This window comes from Nocardia sp. NPDC055321, from assembly GCF_053645575.1.
Map to the genome: position 1 here is coordinate 132072 of NZ_JBSHMS010000014.1, position 18407 is coordinate 150478.

An 18407-nucleotide genomic window follows, 5' to 3' on the forward strand; every position below is an offset into this window, starting at 1 on the left:
ATGGCCGCTTCGGCGCAAGCACGACACCACGGCTGTACGGGCCGCCGTGGCGCCGACACAGCCGTGGTGGCTGGCCCAGACAATCCGCAGGATGTTACCCAGGTGTTGGGCTGCTGACCAGGTGTATGTGACGTTCGTCGCGGGTGGCGGCGCTCATACGCCACCTGCCCATGAGGAACATCGGCGCGAAGGCTCGTGATGTAACCGTGGGTTCCCTCACGGCCGGGCAGGACCCGCCGGACAGTGTCCGTGAAACGACACCGGCACCCCGTCGATCGACGGGGTGCCGGTGGTGTGGGACTGGCGGTTACTGCTGGCCGGTCGGCGGGTCGCAGACCTTCCAGCCGTCGTCGGTGCGCTGGAGGTCGAAGGTGCGGGCGGACTGCTTGCCGGGGTCGGCCTCGGTGTAGACCGTGGCCTGAGCCAGGGCGGCGTCGCCGGTGATCCGGATCGCGTCGACGCTGCGCACCACCGGAATGCTCTTCTGCTCCTTCGACGTCTGGTAGACGCCGGCGAACTGCTCCGCGGAGATGTTCTTGTAGAAGTCGTGCTGGGCGCCGCAGGTGATGCCGCGCAGGGCCTCGAGATCGCCGTCGGACAGGGCGTCGGTGTAGGTGCCGATCGCCTGCTTCACCTGGCCTTCGGGTGAGTCGTCGGTGCCGCCGCCGAGACCGATCACCGCCGTGATCACGGCGATCACCAGCACCACGACGCCCGCGCCGATGAGCAGCAGCTTCTTGTTCGGACCGGCCTTGCCCGGCGCCTTGTCGTCACCGCCGTCCGCGCCCGCCGCGGGAATCCGCTGCGGCTGCGCCACCTCGCCGCTCGCCGGAATCCGTTGCGGCGGTGCGACACGCCCCGCGTCCGCGACGTTGTACACCTGGGTCGCGTCCTGCGAGCCGCCGAAACCCCGGCCCGCGTCCTGCGCGCCGCCGTCCTGCGGACCCTTCTGGAGCTGCGGGCCGCCGGCGCCGCCCGCGAGCGCGCCCCCGGCCTGCGCTCCGCCCGGGAGGTTTCCGGGGCCGCCGGGTCCCTGCGGGCCCTGCCCGCCGCCGGGCCGTCCCTGCGGATTGCCTTGCGCGCCAACAGGACCGCGTGGGCCGCCCTGGCCGCCAGGTCCCTGGGGTCCAGCCTGGCCGCCGGGTCCCTGGGGACCGCCTTGACCGCCCGGTCCCTGGGGACCGCCCTGGCCGCCGGGGCCCTGCGGACCGCCCTGGCCGCCGGACCCTTGGTTACCGAGCCCTTGCGAACCGCCCGGTCCCTGTGAGCCTGCCTGGCCGCCGGGGCCCTGTTGACCGCCGTGATTGCCGGGGCCCTGGGGAGTGCCGCCTTGGCCCGGGCCCTGGGGGTTGTTCTGCGCACCGCCGGGACCCTGCGGGCCCTTGTGTAGCTGTGCGGCGCCTGCGGCACCCGCGGCGGCGCCGAGTGCGGCGGCCGAACCCTGTTGTCCGCCTTGCGCGCCCGGGCCGTTGGGGCCGCCCTGCGCGCCGGGTCCCGGCTGACCGCCGGGCCTACCCTGCGGATTGCCCTGTGCGCCTGCGGGTCCGGCGGGACCACCGGGTCCCGCGGGTCCGCCCTGGGGGCCGCCGGGAACGCGGGGGCCGTTCGGACCCTGCGGGCCCTGTGCGCCCGGGCCCTGCGGCGCGCCGGGACCGACCCGCTGGGGGCCGGGGGGCATCGCGCGCGGGCCGCGGATCGGCTGCGCCGGCGTGGTCGGCTGCATGTCGGCCGGGGAGGGTGCGGACGCGGGACGGCGCTGGCCGAACGGGGGCCGCGGCGCGTTCGGAGGCGCGGGGTGCGTCTCCTCCACGGACTGATCCTGGTACGAGGGGTGATCCGGGCCCGCGCCCCGCGGACCGGCGTTGCCCGGCCCCGCGGTGCCGCGCGGCGAGCTCGGCGGCTTGCTGACCGCCCGCCCCTGCGGCCCGCTGACGCGGATCTTCTGCGTCGCCCCGTCGCCGCTCACCACCGGGAAGGCGGTGGTCGCGTCCTCGGTACCCGCCGGAACCTGCTTCATGGCAACGGTTTTGGCGTCGGCCGCACCCTCGTGCGGCGCGTCTCCCGGCGCATCGTCGCCGGGTTCGCCCGCCGCGCCGGCCTTTCCGCCCGGACCGTCCACCACGGGCGCACCGGCGGCCGCGATGTCCCCGGCCACACCCGACTCGGAGTCCGGCTCCCCGGTGCCCTCACCCTGCGTGAATCCACCCTGACTGTCCCGCGCGGCACCCTCGGCCCCGCCGAGCCGCACCGTGTCGCCACCGCCTGCCGCGTCGCCACCGCCTGCCGCGTCGCCACCGCCTGCCGCGTCGCCACCGCCTGCCGCGTCGGCACCGCCGGCCGCGACATTGTCGGCGTCGCCGGTTTCGCCGGTGGCGTTTCGAGCGTCCTGTGCTGCGGGGGACTGGGCCCTGGGGCCGGACGTGGCGGCGGGCATGGGGGTGGTCGCCGCACTGGCGGCGGTGCTATCGCCTGCGCCGTCCGCCGTATCGCCGTCACGGATCGACCCGCCGTCGGCTGCGTTCGGGTTGTCGGATGTGCCGGGTTGCCCTGTCGCACCAGCGGATTGGGCCCCGGCGGCGGAAGTCGCCTGGCCGGCCGCGCCCGCGGCCTCGTCCGCCCCGGCGTCGACTGCCGCGTCGCCGCGGTCCGCCGCGCCGGTTCCGCCCGCCGGGCTCGCGCCGCCTGCCGCGCCCGCGCCGGGCGCGCCGCCCGCCGGGCTCTCGATCTTGCCCGTGGGAACGTCCTCAGACCCGGCGCCCGCGTCGGGCCGGGGCACGGCGTCGAACTTCGTGGTCGCGGCCTCCGGCGACACGCCCGGGGCGGCGGGGGAGTTCTGCGGGGGCCGGCCGGGCTGATAGCGGGTGGTCGGGCCGTCGTACTGGATGGTGGCGAAGCCGGGGGTGGCCGGGGGGTTGGGCTGCGCGGGTGCGGGATTCGCGGGCGCGCCGGGCTTGCGGATCACCTCGGTGGCGGCGGTGGGGGCGGGTTCCGACGCCGGAATCTCGGTTTTGGCGGTGTCCTGGTCGGCGCCCGTGCCTGGGGCTGCCGGATCGGCAGGGCCGTGTGGCTTCTGGTCGTCCTTCGAGTCGGACACGCGCTACCCCTCATTTTCGGCGGAAACTGTCATTCGACGGTCAGCCTACTGAGCATTTTGGTAGTCGGTGCAGAATGATCGGCATGACCTCCTTCGGTGATCTGCTCGGACCCCAGCCGGTACTGCTTCCGGAAAACACCGACGCCGAGGAAGCGCTGCTGAATCATCAAGACCCGGTGCAGGTCGCGGCGGCGCATCCGACGGCCTCCATCGCCTGGGCCCACCTGGCCGAGGGCGCGCTCGAGCGCGGCGGCGAATCCGCCACGACCCCGGTGGTGAACGCCGACATCATCGCCGCGTACGCCTTCGCCCGCACCGGCTACCACCGCGGCCTGGATGCCTTGCGCCGCAACGGCTGGAAGGGTTTCGGCCCGGTGCCGTGGAGCCACGAACCCAATCAGGGTTTCCTGCGCGCGGTCGGCGCGCTCGCCAAGGCGGCCCGCTCGATCGGCGAGACCGACGAGTACGCGCGCTGCCTGGATCTGCTCGAGGACTGCGACCCGCGCGCCGCCGCCGAACTCGGGCTCGACTGACACCTTGACCGCCAGTGGGCTGGGCACGACGCTCGACGCCGCCAAGGACAGCGGCGTAGCGCGCATGCGCACCGCCGCCACCCGGGTCCGCTCCTCGCTGCTGCCGATCCTGCAGTGCGCGGTCGGCGCGGGCCTGGCCTGGTTCATCGCGCACAACGTGATCGGCCACCCGCAGCCGTTCTTCGCGCCGATGGCGGCCATGATCTCCATCGGGGTCTCCTTCGGTGCGCGCCTGCGCCGGGCGGTGGAGCTGATCGTCGGCGTCGCGGTCGGCATCGGCATCGGCGACCTGTTCGTCTCGTACTTCGGCACCGGGGTCTGGCAGATCACCCTGCTGGTCGTCGCAGCCATGTGCACGGCGGTGTTCCTGGACGGCGGCCCGGTGATCACCATGCAGGCCGCGTCCTCCGCGGTCCTGGTGGCGACGCTGCTGCCCCCCTCGAGCGGCGCGTCGAATCTCCGCATCATCGACGCCCTGGTGGGCGGTCTGGTCGGCATCGTGGTGGTGGCGGCGCTGCCGCTGCATCCGGTGCGCCGCGCCCGGCAGCAAGCGGCCGACATCCTCGGCGTCATCGGCACCGGGCTCACCGACTGCGCGGACGGCCTGCTCGAACACGACGCCGACAAGATCAAGGCCGCGCTGGAGGCCGCCCGCGGCACCCAGTCCCGCCTCGATTCGCTGCGCAGCACCCTCGACGGCGGCCGCGAGATCAGCAGAATCTCGCCGCTGTACTGGAATTCGCGCAAACGCATGGAACGCCTGCGCGAGGTCGCCGACCCGCTGGACAACGCGACCCGCAACACCCGCGTGCTGCTGCGCCGCGCCCTGTCCCTGGTCCGCGACGACGAGATCCTGGACCCGCGCCTCACCCTCGAGGTCGAGGCACTCGGCAAGGCCGTGGAGGTGGTGCGCGCCATGGTGCTCGCCGATCCCGGCGACCAGCCCGACGCCGCCGAGGCCACCCGCGTGCTGCGCACCGTCGCCAAGGGCGCGACCAAGGATCTGGTGGAGGGCGCGGGGATCTCCGCACACGTGGTCTTCGCCCAGACCCGTTCGATCGTGGTGGATCTCATGCGGGTGTGCGGGGTGAGCCGGCTCTCGGCCATCGCGCTGCTGCCGCCCACCGTCGCGAATCCCTATGTGACGCCCGTCGATTGATTCGAGTAGTCCGCTACTCGGGATATACGACCGGCGCGCCGATACCGTTCGAGGCAGGCCGGGCACGCGAGGGGTGGCCCGGCCTCGAACTTTCCGGCAGCTCAGTTCCAGAAGCGCAGCAGCGAACTGCCGTAGGCGATCCAGTCCCGCGGGATCCCCGACAGCCCGAACAGCGAGTCGATCGCCCCGAAGAACACGTCCCGCAGCTCTGGCACGAACAGCAGCGCCACCAGCAGCAGCATGCCGTACGGCTTGATCTGATCCATCGACCGCCGCGTCTGATAGCTCAGCGACGGCTCGAGAATCCCGTAGCCGTCGGTGCCCGGAATCGGAATCAGGTTCAGCACCGTCGCCATGATCTGGAAATACGCGAGATAGCTCAGCCCGAACCAGAACGCGGGATGTGAACTCTCACTGCCGAAGACGCGGATCACCACCAGCAGCACCAGCGCGCACACCGCGTTCACCGCGGGTCCCGCGGCACTGAGAATCCGCTGGGTACGCGGGCTGAAGTTGTGCGAGTGCACGTACACCGCACCACCCGGCAGCGCGAACCCGCCGATCGCGATGAACAGCATGGGCAGCACGATCGACAGCAGCGGATGGCTGTACTTGAGCGGATTCAAAGTGAGATAGCCGCGCATCTCGACCTCGCGGTCCCCGGCCCGGTACGCGACGAAGGCATGGGCGAACTCGTGCAGGCACAGCGACACCACCCAGCCCGCGATCACCATGATGAAGACGCCGAATTCCGCGGTCCTGGAGAACACGTCGGAGTTCCACGCCAGGACGCCGCCGGCCACCGCGACGGCGACCACGAGCAGGAACACGGGGCTGGGGCGGACCGCGCCCGTGGCCCGGCCGATCGCGCGGGGCGAGTTCATCGGACTCCTCGTCGGTGCCCGGTTGCCTGGCCCGGGAGCGTCAACGTACCAGCAGCCACGGTTCGTGATGCCGATAGAAAGTGGAGCGTCGCACCGGCTTGTCGGTGGTGATGCCGTCGCGGGTCACGACCCCGCCGCGGGTGCCGAGCTGCATGGCGCGCCCCTGCACCCAGCGCTTCTTGCGCAGGCCGCGCTGGACGGTGGCGTGCAGGCCCGGCATCTCCAGGGTCGGCGAAATGTGCAGCGCGGCGACCTTTCCGGTGAACAGCCGGGTGTCGTCGACGTACGCCTCGCCCTCGAGCTTCTCCCCGCCCTCGCCGACGATGGTGGCGCGCCCGATCAGCACCTTGCCGGTGTCGTCGCGGATCAGCGGAGTCTCGGTGGCGCGGCCCTCGAGCGCCAGTTTGGCGGCGGCCGAACCCGTCCCGGTGGCGTACGCCCGCGAGCCGTAGGTCCGATCGACCGGCACGTAACCGATCTCCACCCCGAGCCGCTCGGTGCGCATCAGATGGGTCAGCACCGCGGCCAGTCCGGCGTCCTCGCCGAGCACGATCAGGCGCGGCAGGCTGTCCGCCGCCATGACCGGCAGCAGTTCGTCCAGGACCGAGGTGTCCGGGAGCGCGGAAGTCTGTGTGAGCGGGAGCGAGGCCAGGGCGATCGGTACCGGCGCGCCGTCACAGCGGAGAACATGGGTACTCAACTGCCGTACACCCGCCTCTGACTCGCCAACACATCGCCTCACTGCGTTCACGCGGACGCCCTGCCGGTCCGGCTCCCTTTGTCACCTTAGCCCTGTTCGACGGCACCCGCCGCGCCGCGCCGAACGGCTCGCTCGACCGTGCGCGGGGTCACCCCGATCCCCGCGTGTCCGATTCGGCGTGGCACGGTCACGGCCCCTCGCGGCCCGGCGCGCGCGATCGTCGCAGGGTATGGGCGCAGCGAGTAATACGTCGTCTATTAGACTGTTCTTCCGGCCACCGCCTTCTGACGGCGGGTAGCTGCAGCATCACCGGTGCTGCGCGTCGAACCCGTAGGAGACTCCTCATGCCGGCAATCGTGCTGATCGGCGCCCAGTGGGGCGACGAGGGCAAGGGCAAAGCGACCGATCTGCTCGGTGACAGGGTCAATTGGGTCGTCCGATACCAGGGCGGCAACAATGCCGGTCACACCGTCGTGCTCCCCAACGGGGACAAGTTCGCGCTGCACCTGATTCCGTCCGGCATCCTCACCCCCGGCGTCACCAACGTCATCGGCAACGGCGTCGTCGTCGATCCGGGCGTGCTGCTCACCGAACTCGCGGGCCTGGAAGAGCGCGGCGTGGACACCTCCCGCCTGCTGCTCTCCGCGGACGCGCATCTGATCATGCCGTACCACGTGGCCATCGATAAGGTCACCGAGCGCTTCCTCGGCAACAAGAAGATCGGCACCACCGGTCGCGGCATCGGCCCCTGCTACCAGGACAAGGTCGCCCGCGTCGGCGTCCGCGTCGCGGACGTGCTGGACGAGAAGATCCTCACCCAGAAGGTCGAGGCCGCACTGGAATTCAAGAACCAGGTGCTGGTCAAGATCTACAACCGGCGCGCGCTGGATCCGCAGCAGGTGGTCGAGGAGGTGCTCGGCCAGGCCGAGGGCTTCAAGCACCGCATCTCCGACACCCGTCTGCTGCTCAACCAGGCGCTGGAGCGCGACGAGATCGTGCTGCTGGAAGGCTCGCAGGGCACCCTGCTGGACGTCGATCACGGCACCTACCCCTACGTGACCTCCTCCAACCCGACCTCGGGCGGCGCGGCGGTCGGTTCGGGCGTGGGCCCCAACAAGATCCAGACCGTGCTCGGCATCCTGAAGGCGTACACCACCCGCGTGGGCTCGGGTCCCTTCCCCAGCGAGCTGTTCGACGAGTTCGGCGAGTACCTGGCGGACAAGGGCGGCGAGGTCGGCGTGACCACCGGCCGCGGCCGGCGCACCGGCTGGTTCGACGCCGTGATCGCCCGCTACGCCACCCGCGTCAACGGCATCACCGACTACTTCCTCACCAAGCTGGACGTGCTCTCCAGCCTGGAGACCGTGCCGATCTGCGTGGCGTACGAGATCGACGGTGAGCGTTTCGAGGAAATGCCCACCACCCAAACCGATTTCCACCACGCCAAGCCCATCTACGAGGAGATGCCGGGCTGGTCGGAGGACATCTCCGGGGCGCGCACCTTCGAGGAGCTGCCGGTCAACGCGCAGGAGTACGTGCTGCGGCTGGAGAAGCTCTCCGGCGCGCGGATGTCCTGCATCGGCGTGGGTCCGGGCCGCGATCAGACGATCGTGCGGCACGACATCCTGGGCTGATCCGGACCGGTTCGCGGTTGTGAACTTTCCGCCCCCGCTGCTCGAAAGCAGCGGGGGCGGAGTGTTTTTCGGGGTAGGTCCGCCGGGCGCCGCGTGACCCGGCCTGGGGGACGCCGGGGCCGGCAGCGTCGATGGCCGTTCCGATGCGCGACGTGCATGCGGTGGGCGTTCGTCGGGGTCAGTCGACAGCGCTTGTGCCCCGGTGGTTTCCGGCTAGGCGTGCAGTGGCCCGGAGGTCTCGCGGTGTGCCCGGGGCGCGGCGTCCAGCGCTCGATCAGTAGCAGGTCAGCGGGGCCAGGGGCTCGGCGGCGTGCGGGGTGAGCGAGGCATAGGCCGCCGCGAGGGCCTTCACGCCCAGGCGGATGTCGGACTCCTCGTGGGTGAAGGGCAGGCGGACGAAGCGTTCGAAGGCGCCCTGCACGCCGAAACGCGGTCCGGCGGCGAGCAATACGCCGTGATTGGGGGCGGTGGCGGCCAGGGCGGTCGAGACCGGGGCCGGGAGCTGGGCCCACAGCGACATGCCGCCCGCGCCGGGGGAGACGCGCCAGTCCGGGAGGTCCTCGGTGAGGGCGTCGAGCAGCGCGGCGCGGCGCGCGCGCAACTGTTCGCGGCGGACGGTGAGAATCGGGTCCGCGTGCTGGAGCAGGTGCACGGTGGCCAGCTGATCCATGACCGGGGTGCCCAGGTCCATGGTGGAACGGGTGCCGAGCAGTTTGGTGATGAGCGTCTGGCTCGCGCGCACCCAGCCCACGCGCAGACCGCCCCAGAACGACTTCGAGGCCGAACCGATCGTGACGATCTCGGTGCCGCGCGCGAAAGCCGCTGCCGGCGGCATGATCTCGTGATCGGTGAGATGCAGATCGACCATGGACTCGTCCACGATCACGGTCATCCGGGTCTCGCGGGCGATGGCGGCCAGTTCCGCGCGGCCCTCGGCGCCGAGCAGCAGGCCGGTGGGATTGTGGTAATCCGGCACCAGATAGGCCACGCTGGCCGCGGTTTGCCGTGCGGCACTGCGGATTCCGTCCAGATCCCAGCCGTCGGGGCGCAGTGGCACCGGCACCGGGCGCGCGCCGACGTCGCGGATCGCCTCGATGGCGTTGGGGTAGGACGGGTGCTCGATGAGCACGCGCTCGGCGGGGGTGGTGAGCACGTTCAGCAGCAGGCGCAGGCCGTGCTGGGCGCCGAGGGTGACCAGGATCTGATCCGGCTCGGTGGGCAGGCCGCGTTCGGTGTAGCGGCGGGCCAGGGCCTCGCGCAGCATGAGCATGCCGACCGGGTCCATGCCGTGCGTGCCGAGGTAGGTCGGAAGACCTTGCAGCGCAGCGGTATACGCGTCGGTCATCTCCGCCGGCGCGGCCATGGCGGCGTAGGTCATGTCGATGGTGGGCAGCTCCGGCTGGGCCATCATGGCGAGCAGGCTGCGCGCGGGTTTGGTGCCGTCGTGCACCACGGTGGGCGGCAGGGCCACGGTGCTGCGCGAGCCCTGCCGGCTGATCAGGTAGCCGTGCTCGCGCAGCAGCGCGTAGGCCGAGGTGACGGTGGTGCGGCTGACCGTGAGGGTGGTGGCCAGATCGCGTTCGCTGGGCAGGGCCACCCCGAGGGGTGCGCGGCCGTCGTGGATGAGCAGCCGGATGCTCTCGGCCAGGGCCACGTAGGCGGGGCGGGTGGCGCGGCGCGTGTTGTCCGCCGCGGCTGCGCCGGGTTCGTCGTGCCGCCAGCGGCCCAGATCGCGGGTCAGGCTCGCGGCGCCGATAACTCGAATGGCCATAAAGGCCAGTATCGGGGCACTGGATATTTTCTTCAAGTCCAGACCGGATCACCATGGAGAAATGATCGCTCTGCTCGCCTCCTTCCTGGTCGTCGCCGCTTTCGCCGGGATCGTCTACCGGTTCGCCCCCAAGTCCGGTGAGCGCTGGGGCATTCTGCTGGAGCGCTACCGGCCGCATGCTCCGATGTCGGACTGGTCGGTCGGGGAGTACGACGGCGCTCGTCAGTACGCCGACCTGGCCGCCGTCGCCGCGCATCGGGAGCAACCCGATCCCGTGGCCGCGCCGCGGCGGGGGTGGCGGCGGGCCGGGCTGCCGGATGTCGCGGTCGTGCCGTGCCGGGCCGAAACAGTCCAGTTCTAGATAACTGGCCTTTGAATAGTGGAATTGTCGGTCCGCGCGTGCACACTGGCCCTATGTCCCAGCCGGACCGTCCGCTCGCCTCGGCGGCGCTCTTCGATACCGCGATCGGCACCTGCGCCCTCGCCTGGAGCCCCGCCGGGGTCTTCCGCTTCGCCCTCCCCGAGCCCGACCCGGCGGCGGTGCGGAAGTACATCCTGCGCCGCCACCGCGTCTTCGACGTTCGGGAAGCCGAACCGACGCCCGAGATCGCCGGGATCATCGAGAAGGTCCGCGCCCACCTGGCCGGCGAGCTCGACGACCTGAGCTGGATTCCGTTGGACACCAGCCCGATCAACGATTTCGACAACGCGGTGTACGCGATCACCCGGGCGATCCCGCCCGGCCACACCCTGACCTACGGTGAGGTCGCGAACCGGATCGGCGCCCCCGGCGGCGCCCAGGCGGTAGGCCAGTCCCTGGGCCGCAACCCGATTCCGCTGATCATCCCCTGCCACCGGGTCCTGGCCGCCGACAACGCCCTGACCGGCTTCTCCGCCCCCGGCGGCGTGAGCACGAAACAAACCCTCCTAGAGATAGAACGCACCCCCGGCTTCGGCGAACCCACTCTCTTCTAGCGGTGACGCTGACCGCCGGTGCTGTCCGATGCGAGATCCGAATTCCGCACCGATGATGCTGATGCGCAGGCGCTTTCCGATGTGCGTCGAATGCACCTGCGCAAGATCATGCCGCCGAGCGTGATGCGGGTGATGGGTATCGGTGGGTGCCGAGTGGCTTCGCCGGGCCCGCACGGTGCCGGATGCCGCGCGAGCCAGACGTCGCCGTATGCAACTGGGGCAGGTGAGCAGTCGCGCCAGCGTGTTCACTCCCGGCGCGAGAGGTTGGACGCCGCTCAGTAGGGTTCTCGGCGGTTGAACCTCTCGTCCGATGGTGCTGGAGCACACGCGTTTTCCGGTGCGTGTCGGCTACACGTGCGCGCCGATGATGCCGCCGGCCGCAGCGCCCGCGACGCCACCGAGGACGGCCGCGCCCAGGCCCGCGCCGACGCCGCCGACGGCGGCGCCGATGGCGGCTCCCACCGCCGTGCTGGTACCCGCGACGGCGAGGGCGCCCGCGACAGCGCCGGGGACGGCGGCCGCGCCGCCGGTCGGAAGTCCGGCGACGGCCGCGCCCAGGGCCGTGCCCGCCGGGGTGCCGGCGACTCCCACGCCGAATCCGATGGCCGCGCCGACGGCGGCTCCCGCGGCTGCGCCCGCCACGGCGGCGGGGATGCTCGCGCCGACGACTCCGAGGGCGGCCCCGGCGACGATGCCGGCGGCGACCTTGTCGGCGCGGCCTGGAGCGAGACCGATGGACTGACCGCCCGTGGCGATGGCCGCCTCGGCGTGCGCGGCGAGGCCGTTCACGGTGTCCAGGACGGGGCCGGGGAGATCGTCGGGGACCGGGGAGGTGAAGTCGCCCAGGCGCAGGGTGCGCGGCGGGGGTGCGATGGGGGCGACCGGTTCGACGGGGACGGGCGCGTGCAGGGACTGCCAGTCGATGGGCGGAGCCGGGACCGATGCGTCGGGAATCGGCCGGAAATTAACGGGAACCGGGTAGTCCGGCATGGCCTCGAGCAGTCGCGGCAGCCGCCCCGGGGTCGTGACCCCGGGCTGCACCGGCCGGTCCGCGCGCTCGCCCGCCGGCACCCGACCCCCGGGCACAACCGCGATCCCCGGCTGCCCCGCCCCGGAACCGGTTGTGGGAGAAGCGGGTACATCCGGGTACGTGAGCCCGGGAGGCTGTAGCGAGTCGTCCGTCGACGGCGACGTCCGCGGATCCGGCGCCGTATCCCCCTGCGGCAAGCCCGTTCCCGTCGCCCCCGTACGCGGCCCGGCCACGTCCGCAGGCTCCCCGGCACTCGAACAGCCCACCGCCATGGCCAGCGGAAGCGAGCTCAGCGCCATGATCCGCCGAACCCGCGAACGAACTGCCAGATACCGACCACTCATGCCGGTTCACCACCCTCTCATCAGGTTCCACCCCCTGCCCCGAAACCGTCCACACCGGTTCCCACGCAAGCGGACACCACTCCCAAACCGGTCAAATACCACCCTGACCAGCACCTATCCACCCATCTTTGCCGTCCACCCGCCCCAATCCCCAAGCTTCCAAAACCTCGCGCCACCCATGCTGGGCGTGCGCTGGCGCGTGTTGGAAAGGCGTGGTGGTTCCCGGCCTTCACCACGAGATCCGGACGACGAATGCAGTCGATGTAGCCGCACGCCGACGAACCCTGCCCGTCGGCCGCCCGGGCTGCCTATGCACTCGCCCGATGTCACGTCGGCGTCAATTTGTGATGTGGCATTCCACGTTCGCAGCCGCCCAACGTGATTCGCTCGGCTTATCCCCAATCCAGCACAGCCTGTGCGCAATTGCTGTTCACCAGCCTCATCCCCAACGGCACACAGGCTGTGGGTACCTGGGGTGCACGGCATTCGACTCGACTCGAATTCACATGAGCTGTGGAGGGTTGGGGAGTCCTCGGGTCGCCGAATGTGGTTGCGGCTGTCTTCTTCACAGAGTTGCTCGCCCGACCGAGGTCGATCGGCCTTCGGCGCTGCGAACGGGGAACTCGGGCCGGTTGTGGTCGTTTCGAACCGAGCTGCGAGCGGACGCCGAGGCGCTCCTTGCCTAAGGCTGTGCACGCCTGTGGAATTTCGGCCGTACCGGCTTGAAGATCCGGAATTCCACAACGTGTGTTTCCTCGATGGACGCACAACCCGGGACGGCCGCGATGCCCGGGGGCGTCGCGGCCGCGCGATCTCCACAGGTGTCAACAGGCTGTGCGCGAATGTGGAAACCGCTGGTGTGCAGGTGAACACCGAGGTTCACCTCATCGGCGGGTATGCCGGGTCAGAGATTTGCGGCTGCCCACGCGCCTGCGGCGCTGCCGCCGATGACGCCGCCGAGGGCCGCGCCCGCGAGCGCCGCCGGTACCCCGGCCACAGCCGCGCCGACGGCGAGGCCCACGCCCGCGCCGACCGCCGCACCACCCGGCGCGCCGAGGATGACGGCGGGGGTTATCAGGGTGACGGCGGGGGCCAGCGCGATGGCGGCGCCAGCGATCGCGCCGGGGATCGCACCGACGCCACCGGCCGCGGTACCTGCCACGGCACCGGCGACCGCGCCGGTCACCATCGTGCCCAGGGTGACCGCGGCCGGGGCGGTGACGGCCAGCGCGGTGCCCACGACGGCTCCGATGCCCGCGCCGGCCAGTGCGCCGACCGCACCGCCGGCCACGGCCGCCGGAACCCCGAGCGTCGCGGCGCCGACCAGGCCGCCGCCCAGTGCGCCCGCCGCCGTCGCGGCGGCGATCTTGTCCGAGCGGCTCGGGTCGATGCCGATCGACTTGCCGTGGGTCGCGACCGCGGCCTCGAAGCCGGCCGCTACGTCGTTGACCGGGTTCAGGATGTCGTCCGGCACCTCGTCTGGGACCTCGGTCATGAAATCGCCGACGCGCAGGGTGCGCGGGGGCGGGGCGATCGGAACGACCGGCTCGACTGGCTGGGGGAAGTGCAGGGTTTCGAGCTGGACCGGCGGGGCCGGTTCGGTCTCGACCGGGATCGGGCGGCGATCCTGGGGGACGGCGTAATTCAGCTGGGGCGCGGGGGCGGGATCGACCGTTGTGCCGGGCTGGCGCGGGGACTGGGCGGGTGCCGCGGTGTCCGGGCCGGGGTTGTTCACGCCGGGCTGCGGGACCGCCTGGGCGATGCCCGCGCAGGCGATCGCGACGGCCACCGGCAGCGCGCCGAGGGCGGGTCGCAGCATGATGCGCGCGCCGCCGGTCTTGTTTTCTCGATGCCGACGAGTCACGCCGAATACACCACCCTCATCAGGATTGGAACGGTCCCCCGGCGACCGGACCCGATCGCCTCGCGGATGTTAGCTGATGAGAAACCTGTGGTTCCAGATCCGATTTCCGCTACCTGTCACCTGACGTGGTGGCTCGAGACATTTCCCACACCGCGCTGGTAAGGGCTGTTCGGAGACCCCGACTCCTAGACGGCTTTGGGTTTGCCCGAAGGTGACCCGCCGCGCATGAGCTCGGCGAGCGCCTCCCGATCGGTGACGTCGAGCTTGATGCACGCGCGATACAGGTGCCCCTCCACCGTCCGCACCGACACCGTCAGCCGATCCGCGATCTGCCGATTCGACAGCCCGGCCACCACCAGATTCGCGATCTCGCGCTCGCGGGAGGTCAGCGGCAGCGGCTGCGCGGACTGCCGCAGCGCGGGCGTGCTCGCCCCGCCGCACGCCGCCGCGAGCCGATTGGCCGCCGCCGCCGACTCCAGCAGCCGCCGCCGATCACCCGCCCGCTCGTGGGCGGACGCGGCCTGCGCCGCCGCGTCCGCCGCCGACAGCAGCACCCCGATCCGCTCGAATTCCGCTGCGGCGGAATCCAATCCGGCCCCGTCGTGCGCCGCGACGGCGACCGCGTGCCGGGCCTGCGCCTGCACCAGCCGCCCGTCCACGCAAGCGGCGAGCTCCGTGAGCCGCCCGGCGACACTCGTATCGCCGAACCGGGCGGCGGAATGCAGCGCCAGCGCCTCGATGGCGTGCTGACGCGAGCGCGCGGCGGCGTCGGCCGCGCCCAGCGCCAGCCGGATCGCGGGCGTCGCGGTGCCCTCCGCCGCCACCTGCCAGGACCTGGCGATCTCCAGCTGCGGTTCGTACACCGCGCTGTGCCGCCCGCCGCGCTCCATCGCCGCGGCGATGGATTCGGCCGCGTCCCCGGCCCGGCCCAGCGCCGAATACGCTTCCGCGAGACGGAGTCTGGCCGGAAACATCCAGGCCGCCGCCCCCTCGGTGGTGAGCGCGGCCAAGGCCTGCTCGAGGTTGTCGATGCCGCGCGGGAAGTGCCCCTGCGCCACGTCGACGGTGCCCTGCAGGATCTTGGTCATCCCCCACGCGAGGTACTGCCCGGGCGAGGAATACGTGTAAGGGCTACTGGCACAACGTCGTGCGGCGTCGATGTCGCCGGTGAAGGTCAGCGCCAGCACCTCCGCGTGCGTGGACATGAACCGGTTGAGCCCGTCGATGTGCGATTCCACCGCGTGCCCGCGCGCGGCGTACGTGCGCGCCTCGTCCCCGCGGCCCATGAGCGCCAGCGCGAGACCGCCGCCGAAGGCCGCCCACCACACCGCCCAGGGCGGCGAGTCCGCCGCGGCCATCACCGGTTCGGCGCAGGCGACGGCCTCCTCGAGCTTGTTCTCGTTGACCGCGCAGGCCGAGGCCAGCCCGTCGAGCGTGGCCACCACCTTCGGATGGGTGGCCCGGGTGCGCACGGAGGTCAGTACTGCGTCGGCGCGATCGGCATCGCCCATGGACCACAGCAGATTCGAGACCCGGGTGCTGCCCCAGCGCGCCAGCTGCACCTCGGTGAGATTGTCGGGATCGAAGACCGCCAGGGTGCGCTCGGCCTCGATGCGATGTCCCTGCCACAGCAGTGCCCGAGCCAGCAGATCCGCGGCCTCCACCCCGCCGCGCCGTTCCACCGCCGCGCGCGCGAACCGTTCGCCCAGCGGCAGATTCGCCAATCCGATGGCATCGGCCGCCGCCGCCTCGAACAGTTCCAGATCGGCGGATTTGTCACTCTCCAAAGCTAATTCGGCCAGCCGGATGCGATCGGACGCGGAGTTGATCGGCCGTTCCCGGAGCGAGGAGTACAGCCGCCCGCGCAACCGCCGCGCCGAGGCGATGCCCAGCCTGCGCCGGATCACCTCGCCGAACAGCGGATGGTTGTAGCGCACGAGCAGTTGGTGATCGTGCTCGGCGATCCGGATGACACCGCGTGATTCGGCCGCCTCCACCGCTTCCTCGCCCGCCAGTTCGGACAGCACGTCCAGGTCGATGGGCTCGCAGAAGGTCAGCAGTTCGAGCACCCGCAGCACCGAGTCGGGCAGCTGCTCGACCCGATCCTCCAGCAGCGCTGCCAATTCCGAGGTGACGGCCGCGCGCCCGCGCAATTGCCACACCCCCTTGACCTGCCGGAGACTGCCCGCCTCCAGCGCGCCCTCGACCAGGTGCCGCAGGAAAAGCGCGTTCCCCCCGGAGGATTCCCACATGAGGTTGGCGGAGAGCCCCTCCAGCTGCCCGCCGAGCATGTTCTCCACCAGCTCCACGCTCTGGCGCTGAGTGAAGGGGGACAGGTCGATTCGCAGCAGATGCCCGTCCTTCCACAGCGAGGTCACCGCGTCCGGAACCGGCACCCCGCTGCGCACGGTGGCGACCACGCGCGCGGCCTTGTCGATGGCCAACTGCAGCAGCAGGGTCGCCGAGAGCTGATCGAGCAGGTGGGCGTCGTCGACGCCGATGACGGTGTGCCCGTCCGCGAGCAGCGCCTCGCGGGCGGCGGCCATGAAGGTGACGGGGTCGTGCGCGGTGTACACCCCGACCATGTGCGCGAAGACCCCGAGCGGGATGCTACGCGCGGATTCGGTGCCGGCGACCCAGCGAATCTTGGTGCCGTTGCCCGCGCCCACCGCGGCGGTCGCGAGCCGCGCCAGGGTGGTCTTTCCGACACCGGCGTCGCCGGTGAGGACGGCTCCGACGAAGTCGTTCCCGGTCAGCGCGGCGGTGATCGTTTCGAGTTCGTGCTCACGTTCGACCATCGGCCAATTCCGAGGCATGAATCAACTGTAGATCGCGGATGCTTCGTGAGCGGGGGGAACGAACCGGACCCGAAATAGTCTCCGATCAGGCAACACGCCCGCGACGACAGGTCTACTCGTTGACCAGCCGCAGCGCCGGGCTGTGCGCCTGCCGGCGATCGACCAGCCACACCATGACGCTCTGATCGGCGGCCGGGTCCAGGGTCTCGACCTCGACCTCGAGGGTGCCGCGCAGCGGATGCGCGATGCGCAGCAGATGCGAGCGGTAGTCGGTGACCCGGTGTTCGCGCCAGCGGCGGTCGAACTCCGGGAACCGCTGCAGGTCGGTGATGCGGGCCTCGAGGGTGTCGTCGTCGGCGAAGCGGGCCTGGGCGTTGCGCAGCGCGGAGACGATCACGTCGGCGGCCTCGGGCCAGTTGACGAAATAGCGCGGGGCGTCCGGGTGCGCGAAGACGTAGTAGGCGAGATTGTTGTGCGCCGCGGCCTCGAACATGCCGATCGGCTCGGCCAGATCGCGCCAGGCCGGATTGGAGGCGAGCAGATCCAGCCAGCGCCCGAGCACGAACGCCGGGGTGGGGTGCAGCGCGTCGATGACCGCGCGCAGGGTCTCGGAGACCTCTTCCCCGGCCTGCCCGCTCTTGGGGCAGTGCGCCTTCTGTTCCATGCCCATGGCGAGCTTGCCGAAGTGGTGCCGTTCGACCTCGTCCAGTCGCAGCGCGTCCGAGAGCGCGCCCAGGACCGCCATGGAGGGATTGGTGTCGCGGCCCTGTTCCAGGCGGGCCAGATAGTCCGCGCTCACCCCGGCCAGGGCGGCGACCTCCTCGCGGCGCAGCCCTGGGGTGCGCCGGCGCCGGCCTGCGGGCAGGCCGACCTGTTCGGGCTGCAACTGGCCGCGGCGCGCGATGAGGAACTCGCCGAATTCGGATCTGGACACCCCACCATGGTGCCCTGTCCATGATCGGTCCGGGTGTCGTTATCCCCGCCCTGTGAGTACCAGGATCAAGAAGGTGTGGCTAACCGGACTGAGGTCCGCTTGACTGATCGTCATGACCACTTCCGAGCAGACCACCCTCGCACCCGGCGCCTGGGAACTGGACGCCCACCACTCCTCCGTGAACTTCACCGTCCGCCACCTGGGGATTTCCAAGGTACGCGGCCGCTTCAACCGCTTCGAGACCGGCTTCGTGGTCGACGAGTCCGGTAAGGCCGCCATCGAGGCGACCATCTACTTCGACTCCTTCGACACCGGCAACGAGACCCGCGACGCCCACGTGCGCAGCGCCGACATCCTGGATGTGGAGAATCTCTCCACCCTGGTCTTCCGTGTCCCGGCTCCCGTCGACCTGGCCGAGGAGTTCGAGGTCACCGGCGAGGCCACCATCGGCGGCATCACCAAGCCCGTCACCCTCGACGTGGAGTGGGGCGGCGTCGAGGTCTTCGCCGGCGACCAGAAGAAGCACGCCGGCTTCAGCGCGACCGGCACCATCAAGCGCAGCGACTTCAACGTCGCCCCCGGCCTCCCGGCCGCGATGCTCAGCGACAAGATCGCGATCGAGCTCGACATCCAGCTGGTCGAGCCCGCCGCGTAAACCCCGTCTGCTCGAAAAGCGAAGCGGCGGCG

Annotated in this window: 14 protein-coding genes; 6 read left to right on the forward strand and 8 right to left on the reverse strand. The window is 71.2% G+C overall.

The features are described 5' to 3' along the window. Positions 1–307: 307 nt before the first annotated feature. The gene (locus ACWIGI_RS23075; protein WP_454204510.1) at positions 308–3094 is read right to left on the reverse strand and encodes an Rv0361 family membrane protein; all 2787 of its coding nucleotides are present in this window, start codon (positions 3092–3094) and stop codon (positions 308–310) included. An 83-nt stretch (positions 3095–3177) separates the two neighbouring features. Between ACWIGI_RS23075 and ACWIGI_RS23080 the strand changes: the two genes are divergently transcribed. Then, positions 3178–3627, forward strand: coding sequence for a DUF3151 domain-containing protein (locus ACWIGI_RS23080; RefSeq protein WP_454204511.1), 450 nt, complete (start codon positions 3178–3180; stop codon positions 3625–3627). A gap of 64 nt (positions 3628–3691) precedes the next feature. Next, positions 3692–4786, forward strand: a complete 1095-nt coding sequence (locus tag ACWIGI_RS23085; protein WP_454204612.1) for an FUSC family protein — start codon at positions 3692–3694, stop codon at positions 4784–4786. Positions 4787–4887: 101 nt separating this feature from the next. Here the strand turns inward: ACWIGI_RS23085 and ACWIGI_RS23090 are convergent, their stop codons facing one another. Together ACWIGI_RS23090 and ACWIGI_RS23095 are read right to left on the reverse strand one after the other, a co-directional pair. Further along, positions 4888–5670 carry a site-2 protease family protein gene (locus ACWIGI_RS23090; protein WP_454204512.1) on the reverse strand — a complete coding sequence of 261 codons (783 nt, stop codon included), beginning with the start codon at positions 5668–5670 and terminating at the stop codon, positions 4888–4890. A gap of 40 nt (positions 5671–5710) precedes the next feature. After that, positions 5711–6370, reverse strand: coding sequence for a hypothetical protein (locus tag ACWIGI_RS23095; RefSeq protein ID WP_454204513.1), 660 nt, complete (start codon positions 6368–6370; stop codon positions 5711–5713). Positions 6371–6714: 344 nt separating this feature from the next. Here ACWIGI_RS23095 and ACWIGI_RS23100 point away from each other — a divergent pair, with 344 nt between their 5' ends. Next, positions 6715–8004, forward strand: a complete 1290-nt coding sequence (locus tag ACWIGI_RS23100) for an adenylosuccinate synthase (protein ID WP_454204514.1) — start codon at positions 6715–6717, stop codon at positions 8002–8004. Between the two features lie 274 nt (positions 8005–8278). On the opposite strand, the gene yczR is transcribed toward ACWIGI_RS23100, so the two are convergent. Further along, positions 8279–9775, reverse strand: coding sequence for a MocR-like transcription factor YczR (gene yczR, locus ACWIGI_RS23105; RefSeq protein WP_454204515.1), 1497 nt, complete (start codon positions 9773–9775; stop codon positions 8279–8281). 61 nt (positions 9776–9836) lie between these two features. On the opposite strand from yczR, the gene ACWIGI_RS23110 reads away from it, so the two are divergent. After that, positions 9837–10136 carry a hypothetical protein gene (locus tag ACWIGI_RS23110; RefSeq protein ID WP_454204516.1) on the forward strand — a complete coding sequence of 100 codons (300 nt, stop codon included), beginning with the start codon at positions 9837–9839 and terminating at the stop codon, positions 10134–10136. Between the two features lie 53 nt (positions 10137–10189). Further along, positions 10190–10750: a methylated-DNA--[protein]-cysteine S-methyltransferase gene (locus ACWIGI_RS23115; RefSeq protein WP_454204517.1), complete on the forward strand. Its 561-nt coding sequence runs from the start codon at positions 10190–10192 to the stop codon at positions 10748–10750. A 348-nt stretch (positions 10751–11098) separates the two neighbouring features. Here ACWIGI_RS23115 and ACWIGI_RS23120 read toward each other — a convergent pair whose 3' ends face one another. From ACWIGI_RS23120 to ACWIGI_RS23135, 4 genes are all read right to left on the reverse strand, one after another. Beyond that, complete coding sequence (locus tag ACWIGI_RS23120) at positions 11099–11836, reverse strand: hypothetical protein (protein ID WP_454204518.1); 738 nt, start codon at positions 11834–11836, stop codon at positions 11099–11101. Positions 11837–13028: 1192 nt separating this feature from the next. After that, on the reverse strand, positions 13029–13988 hold the full coding sequence (locus ACWIGI_RS23125) for a hypothetical protein (protein WP_454204519.1): 960 nt from the start codon (positions 13986–13988) through the stop codon (positions 13029–13031). 185 nt (positions 13989–14173) lie between these two features. Beyond that, a complete protein-coding gene (locus ACWIGI_RS23130) occupies positions 14174–16804 on the reverse strand; it encodes a LuxR C-terminal-related transcriptional regulator (protein WP_454204520.1) in 2631 nt (876 codons plus the stop codon). A gap of 94 nt (positions 16805–16898) precedes the next feature. Further along, the gene (locus ACWIGI_RS23135; protein ID WP_454204521.1) at positions 16899–17720 is read right to left on the reverse strand and encodes a helix-turn-helix transcriptional regulator; all 822 of its coding nucleotides are present in this window, start codon (positions 17718–17720) and stop codon (positions 16899–16901) included. Positions 17721–17832: 112 nt separating this feature from the next. On the opposite strand from ACWIGI_RS23135, the gene ACWIGI_RS23140 reads away from it, so the two are divergent. After that, on the forward strand, positions 17833–18375 hold the full coding sequence (locus tag ACWIGI_RS23140) for a YceI family protein (RefSeq protein WP_454204522.1): 543 nt from the start codon (positions 17833–17835) through the stop codon (positions 18373–18375). The last annotated feature ends 32 nt before the right edge of the window (positions 18376–18407 follow it).